General features: G+C 67.4%; 7 protein-coding genes. 2 read left to right on the forward strand and 5 right to left on the reverse strand.

The window, feature by feature from the left end:
* Nucleotides 1-323 (reverse strand): magnesium chelatase domain-containing protein (locus JCM9942_RS09780; protein WP_304941135.1); only part of this gene is annotated, 323 nt, incomplete at its 3' end.
* Between the two features lie 8 nt (nucleotides 324-331).
* Complete coding sequence (gene ubiK, locus JCM9942_RS09785) at nucleotides 332-586, reverse strand: ubiquinone biosynthesis accessory factor UbiK (RefSeq protein WP_054659344.1); 255 nt, start codon at nucleotides 584-586, stop codon at nucleotides 332-334.
* A gap of 177 nt (nucleotides 587-763) precedes the next feature.
* Here ubiK and JCM9942_RS09790 point away from each other — a divergent pair, with 177 nt between their 5' ends.
* On the forward strand, nucleotides 764-1102 hold the full coding sequence (locus JCM9942_RS09790) for a P-II family nitrogen regulator (RefSeq protein WP_054659346.1): 339 nt from the start codon (nucleotides 764-766) through the stop codon (nucleotides 1100-1102).
* Between the two features lie 17 nt (nucleotides 1103-1119).
* Here the strand turns inward: JCM9942_RS09790 and JCM9942_RS09795 are convergent, their stop codons facing one another.
* Entirely contained in the window at nucleotides 1120-1779 is a 660-nt protein-coding gene (locus tag JCM9942_RS09795; RefSeq protein ID WP_054659348.1) for an RIO1 family regulatory kinase/ATPase domain-containing protein, read from the reverse strand.
* Between the two features lie 262 nt (nucleotides 1780-2041).
* Nucleotides 2042-2899 (reverse strand): polyamine aminopropyltransferase, encoded by an 858-nt coding sequence (gene speE, locus JCM9942_RS09800; RefSeq protein WP_054659350.1) that lies wholly within the window; start codon nucleotides 2897-2899, stop codon nucleotides 2042-2044.
* A gap of 217 nt (nucleotides 2900-3116) precedes the next feature.
* Here speE and speA point away from each other — a divergent pair, with 217 nt between their 5' ends.
* A complete protein-coding gene (gene speA / locus JCM9942_RS09805) occupies nucleotides 3117-5021 on the forward strand; it encodes an arginine decarboxylase (protein WP_054659352.1) in 1905 nt (634 codons plus the stop codon).
* 437 nt (nucleotides 5022-5458) lie between these two features.
* Here the strand turns inward: speA and JCM9942_RS09810 are convergent.
* Nucleotides 5459-5963, reverse strand: a 505-nt coding sequence (locus JCM9942_RS09810; protein ID WP_054659354.1) for an SDR family NAD(P)-dependent oxidoreductase, incomplete at its 5' end; no start/stop codon positions are given.

Below are 5963 nucleotides of genomic sequence, written 5' to 3' on the forward strand. Positions count from 1 at the left end.
CCGATGAACTCGTACTGCGCCAAGGCGTCGCGGTCGATCTGGCCGCTGGCGGCCAGGATGCCCAGGGCGATCGGCAGATCGAAGCGGCCGCCCTCCTTGGGCAGGTCGGCCGGGGCCAGGTTGATGGTGATACGGCGTGCGGGAAATTCGAACTGCGCGCACAGCAGGGCCGCGCGGACGCGGTCACGCGATTCGCGCACCGCCGCCTCGGGCAGGCCGACGATCTGGGTGGACGGCAGTCCCCCGGACAGGTGGACTTCCACCCGGACCGGGGGCGCAAGCACCCCCGCGCGGGCACGGCTGTGCACCAGCGCCAGGCTCATGGCCCGGATCAGGGGTTGGGGGCGGAGCGGTTTTCCAGTGCCGCGACCGCCTGTTCCAGCGCGTCGAGCTTTTCACGGGTACGCAGCAGCACCGCGCGCTGCACTTCGAATTCCTCGCGGGTGACCAGGTCCAGCTTGGACAGGCCGGCCTGCAGGGCGCTCTTGAAGGTGGCCTGCAGTTCCTCGCGCGATTCGCGCAGGCCCGGCGGGACCAGGTCGCTCAGCCGGCGGGCGAGCTCGTCAATGTGGTTCAGGTCGATCATGGCAGGTCTCCGCAGGAAGGGCTCGAGCCTAGGACGGTTCCAGCCGGTGCGGCCATCAGATTCGGTTGCGACGGGCTGTAAGGATAATCCGGAATGTCGAGACCGGCACGCCGGCCGCTCATGCGCGGGCGCGGCAGGCTATCCTTCGCAGGCACACCAAGAGAGGGGATCGAGTCGATGAAAATGATCATGGCCATCGTCAAGCCGTTCAAGCTCGATGACGTGCGCGAGGCGCTGTCCGAACGCGGCGTGGCCGGTATCACCGTGACCGAGGTCAAGGGCTTCGGCCGGCAGAAGGGCCACACCGAGCTCTACCGCGGCGCCGAGTATGTGGTCGATTTCCTGCCCAAGGTGAAGATCGAGGTGGCCGTCACCGATGCCCAGGCCGATGAGGTGGTGGAAGCCATCGTCAAGGCCGCCGGCACCGGCAAGATCGGCGACGGCAAGGTGTTCGTGTACGACCTGGGCAGCGTGGTGCGCATCCGCACCGGCGAGCTCGACGGCGACGCGCTGTAAGCGATGCCGGTCAGGCCTCAGGCCTGGCCTTTGAGGTGCCGGTACAGGCGCTTCCAGGTGCCGCGCAGGGCCTGCACCCAGCCGGGTTCGGCCAGCAGCGCGGCCTGTTCGGCGCTGGGGCGCTGGCCGGTCAGGCGCTGGCGCATCTTCACCAGGTTCTTCATGTCGCTGCGCCGCAGCTGGCGCGAGATCGGGCCGTTGCGCAGCCAGCGCGGCGAACGCCAGGCCGAGGTGAAGTCCAGCAGCACCGGTACCCCGGCACTGACCACCACATTGGTGCCATGCAGATCGTTGTGGGTGATGCCGGCCGCATGCAGGCGGCTGAGCGCCAGCTGCAGCTGGTCGAACACCTCGTGGCTGGCGCCCTGCACGCGGCTGAGCGTTTCACCGGGCACGAACTCCATGCCCAGCGCCAGTCCGCCGACGGTGCCCAGCAGCGCCGGTGCGTGTTTCCAGCCTTTCAGGCGGCGCAGCACGCGGGCTTCGCGGCGCACCAGCAGGCGTGCGACCGGCGACAGCGGCGTACCGCGGTAGCGGCGGTAGTCCTTGACCACGGCCGGACGGCCGCCCAGCTCGGTGCGGTAGACATCCGGCTCGAGCAGGCGTTCGCCGCGTTTGAGCAGTTGGGCGGTGGAAACAGCAGGCCGGTGGCCGTCGTAAGCAGGCAGTGTGTTCATGAAAACCTTCCTGACGCGGCGGGGGCGCAGAAAGCGTCTTGCAATGCCGGTCTTGCGTGCCCGGAGCGGGCGGGGCGCAATTATAGAACTGGGCAGTCCATGAACTCTGAATGTAAAAAAAATGTAGGAACTTTGTTACGGAAAGGAGTGTTGCGCCGGGCAGGTTGCCTGCCGTGGGCGGGTATGCCCCGGCGTCACATCATGAAAAACCCCGCGCTGGCAGGCAGCGCGGGGTCGGGTCCACGAATCGGGGCGGTGCGGCTTACTCGCCCAGCGCCTTGGCCACGAACGGCGGGCTGACCAGCACGCCGGTGTGCAGCGGGGCGGTGTAGTACAGGGTGTCGAACGGCTTGGCCGCCGCATCAGCCTGACGGAAGCCGAAACCGAAGCCGGCCTGCTTGCTGGCCACGGTCACCGACCACCAGCCGGTCGGGTAGCACGGCTGCGGGAACGGCAGGGTCTTGAACGACTGGAAGCCGGCCTTGCCCATTTCCGAACGCATGTCACGGATCAGGTCCAGCAGCGCCAGCGGCGACTCGCTCTGCTGCACCAGCAGGCCGTCATCCTTCAGGGCGCGGAAGCAGCTTTCGAAGAAGGCCTTGTTGAACAGGCCCTCGGCCGGGCCGACCGGGTCGGTGGAATCCACGATCACCACGTCCACGCTGCCCGGGGCGCAGTTGGCCATATAGGCCACGCCGTCGTCGAACAGCAGCTCGGCGCGCGCGTCACCGTTGGACTCGCACAGTTCAGGGAAATACTTCTCGGCCATGCGCGTGACCTGCTCGTCGATATCGCACTGGGTGGCGCTCTCCACGCCCGGGTGCTTGAGCACCTCGCGCAGGGTGCCGCAGTCGCCGCCGCCGATGATCACCACGCGCTTGGGGTTCGGGTGGGTGAACAGCACCGGGTGGCTGATCATCTCGTGGTAGAAGAAGTTGTCCTTGCTGGTCAGCATCATGGCGCCGTCGATGACCATCAACTTGCCCCAGTCGGTGCTGTTGTAGATCTCGATCTTCTGGAACGGCGACTGCACCTCTTCGAGTTTCTCGGTGATGCGGAAACCGATGGCCGAGCCGGTCGGCTGGAAGTGTTCGATGAACCAGTTGTCGTTGCTGCTCATGGGCGTGGAGGATCCTCTGCTCAGATGGGAAGCCGGGCTGGCGGCCGTGGCCGCGTGGCAAGTGCCACATCCGGAAAAGGCGCCCCCCGGGGGACGCGGGCGCGGATTGTAACGGACCGGTGGCCGGCTAGCGTTAGAATGCGCGTCCGCGCCGCAACGGGGTTCCCGCCACGGCAATGAAGAACGCGTCGCCACGCGCCAGAAATAGCGAACAGCCATGACTTCCAGCAGTACTTGGTCCCTGGACCAGGCCCGCAAGACCTATTCGATTCCGCACTGGTCCGATGGGTATTTCGACGTCGATGCCGCCGGTCACGTCGTGGTCCGCCCCGCCGGCAGCAAAGGCGTGACCGTTTCCCTGCCGCAGATCGTCGATTCGGCCCGTGCCGCCGGCGCCAAACTGCCGCTGCTGGTGCGTTTCCCGGACATCCTGGGGCAGCGCCTGGGTAAGCTGCAGGCGGCCTTCGCCCAGGCTCAGGCCGACTGGGACTACCCGGGCGGCTACACCGCGGTCTACCCGATCAAGGTGAACCAGCACCGTGGCGTGGCCGGCACCCTGGCCAGCCACCACGGCGAGGGCTTCGGCCTGGAAGCCGGCTCCAAGCCGGAGCTGATGGCGGTGCTGGCGCTGAGCCGGCCGGGCGGGCTGATCGTCTGCAACGGCTACAAGGATCGCGAGTACATCCGCCTGGCCCTGATCGGCCGCAAGCTCGGCCTGCAGACCTACATCGTCATCGAAAAGCCCTCCGAGCTGAAGCTGGTGCTGGAGGAATCCAGGGCGCTGGACGTGAAGCCGGGCCTGGGCGTGCGCATGCGTCTGGCCTCGCTGGGCGCCGGCAAGTGGCAGAACAGCGGTGGCGACAAGGCCAAGTTCGGCCTGTCCCCGCGCCAGCTGCTGGACCTGTGGAAGGCGCTGCGTGACACCGAGTACGCCGATTGCCTGAACCTGCTGCATTTCCACATGGGCAGCCAGATCTCCAACGTGCGCGACATCGCCAACGGCATGCGCGAGGCGACCCGCTACTTCGTCGAGCTCTCGCGGCTGGGTGCGAAGATCAGCCACGTCGACGTCGGCGGTGGCCTGGGCATCGATTACGAAGGCACCCGCTCGCGCAGCTTCTGCTCGATCAACTACGGGCTGGAGTCCTACGCAAGCAATATCGTGCAGCCGCTGGCCGAGGCCTGCGAGGCGCACGGGCTGACCCCGCCGCGCATCGTCACCGAGTGCGGCCGCGCGATGACCGCCCACCACGCGGTGCTGATCGCCAACGTGTCCGAAGTGGAGCAGGCCGCCGAAGGGCGTATCCCCGAGGCGCATGACGACGAGCCGGCCGCAATCCGCCACCTGCGCGAGATCCATGACGAGCTGGACCAGCGTCCGGCAGTGGAGCTGTTCCAGGAGGCGCAGCACTTCCACGCCGAAGGGCTGGCGGCCTACGCGCTGGGCCAGATCGACCTCACCGCAAGGGCGCGCATCGACGATCTGTTCTACGCCATCGCCCACGGCGTGCGTGCGCGCCTGAGCTATGACGAGAAGAGCCACCGCCCGGCGCTGGACGAATTGAACGAGCGCCTGGTCGACAAGTATTTCGTCAACTTCAGCGTGTTCGAGTCGATTCCCGATGCGTGGGCGATCGACCAGGTGTTCCCGATCATGCCGATCGAGCGGCTGGACGAGCGTCCGGCGCGGCGCGGCATCATCGCCGACATGACCTGCGACTCGGATGGCATGGTCAAGACCTATGTCGAGAACGAAAGCCTGGACAGCTCGCTGCCGCTGCACGCAGTGCGCAATGGCGAGAGCTACCGGATCGGCTTCTTCCTGGTCGGCGCGTATCAGGAAATCCTCGGTGACATCCACAACCTGTTCGGCGACACCGACGCGGTGGAAGTGGTGGCCGACGCCGACGGTTATGTGATCACCCAGCAGCGTCGCGGCGACACCACCGACGTGATGCTGGACTACGTCGGCTACAGGCTCGACGACCTGCGCGCCGCCTACAAGGCGCGCGTGGCCGCAGCCAACCTGCCGGCCGAACGCGCCGCCGAACTGGACGCGGCGCTGGAAGCGGGCCTGACCGGTTACACCTACCTGTCGGACGAACCGCTGACGCACCTGTGAGTGGCTTGCGCTGATCTCTGACCGGGGTTGGCGCAGCGCGGTGGGGTCCAGCTGCTACGCAGGTAGCGGGCCCGCTGTTCACCATGTAGCCGCGCTGGTCCAGCAGGCCGGCCCGCTGGGGAGGGTCCGGTCGCTATCTTCGGCCCGTTTGGGGTGTGCGGCGAGGCTGATGGCCCCGCCACACCGGCCGCCATCGCGGCTGGGGCTGGCGGCATGCGGCAGGTGCCAAGGTCGGCCCCGGCCGACCCCCGGCTGTTCGTGGCAGGCAGCATTCGACAGGCATTGATGACTTCTTCCCTGCGCACCGCCGACGGCAGCCACGGCGGCATTCGCGCAAGCCCGCCGAGCGTACGTGCAATCCATCCACAGGCAAAGTCTGTGGTGGGTGGTTTCCCCTCGCTGCCGAAGGGCCACCGGTAGCGGCCTGCGGAGTGCCTTCAGGAAGGATCGCGGGCGACCTGGAAACCGGCGAACGACTGGCTGGTGGGCATGATCTCCAGCCGGTTGATGTTCAGATGGGCCGGCAGCGTGGCCACGTAGAAGATCGATTCGGCGATATCCTCGGCGGTCATCGGGTGGGCGCCGCTGTAGAGCTTGTCCGAGGCGTTCTGGTCGCCGTGGGTGCGCACCAGGGTGAACTCGGTTTCGGCCATGCCCGGTTCGATCGTGGTCACGCGCACACCGGTGCCGTGCAGGTCCGAGCGCAGGCCCAGCGAGAACTGGCTGACGAAGGCCTTGGTGCCGCCATAGGCGTTGCCGCCCGGATACGGATACACGCCGGCCACCGAGCTGATGTTGATGATCGCGCCGCGGCGGGCGATCAGCTGCGGCAGCAGGCGGTGGGTGAGGGTGACCAGCGCGGTGATGTTGGTGTCGATCATCGTGCGCCAGTCTTCCAGCGCCGCCCCCTGCGCCGGCGCGGTGCCCTGGGCCAGGCCGGCG

The sequence above is a fragment of the Stenotrophomonas pictorum JCM 9942 genome, from assembly GCF_001310775.1.
GTDB classification, from domain to species: Bacteria; Pseudomonadota; Gammaproteobacteria; order Xanthomonadales; family Xanthomonadaceae; genus Stenotrophomonas; species Stenotrophomonas pictorum.

Bases quoted from the DNA above. Each gene is read 5' to 3' on its own strand.
- JCM9942_RS09795 (WP_054659348.1), bottom strand. From the start codon at position 1,779: ATGAACACACTGCCTGCTTACGACGGCCACCGGCCTGCTGTTTCCACC.
- ubiK (WP_054659344.1), bottom strand. From the start codon at position 586: ATGATCGACCTGAACCACATTGACGAGCTCGCCCGCCGGCTGAGCGAC.
- JCM9942_RS09790 (WP_054659346.1), top strand. From the start codon at position 764: ATGAAAATGATCATGGCCATCGTCAAGCCGTTCAAGCTCGATGACGTG.
- speA (WP_054659352.1), top strand. From the start codon at position 3,117: ATGACTTCCAGCAGTACTTGGTCCCTGGACCAGGCCCGCAAGACCTAT.
- speE (WP_054659350.1), bottom strand. From the start codon at position 2,899: ATGAGCAGCAACGACAACTGGTTCATCGAACACTTCCAGCCGACCGGC.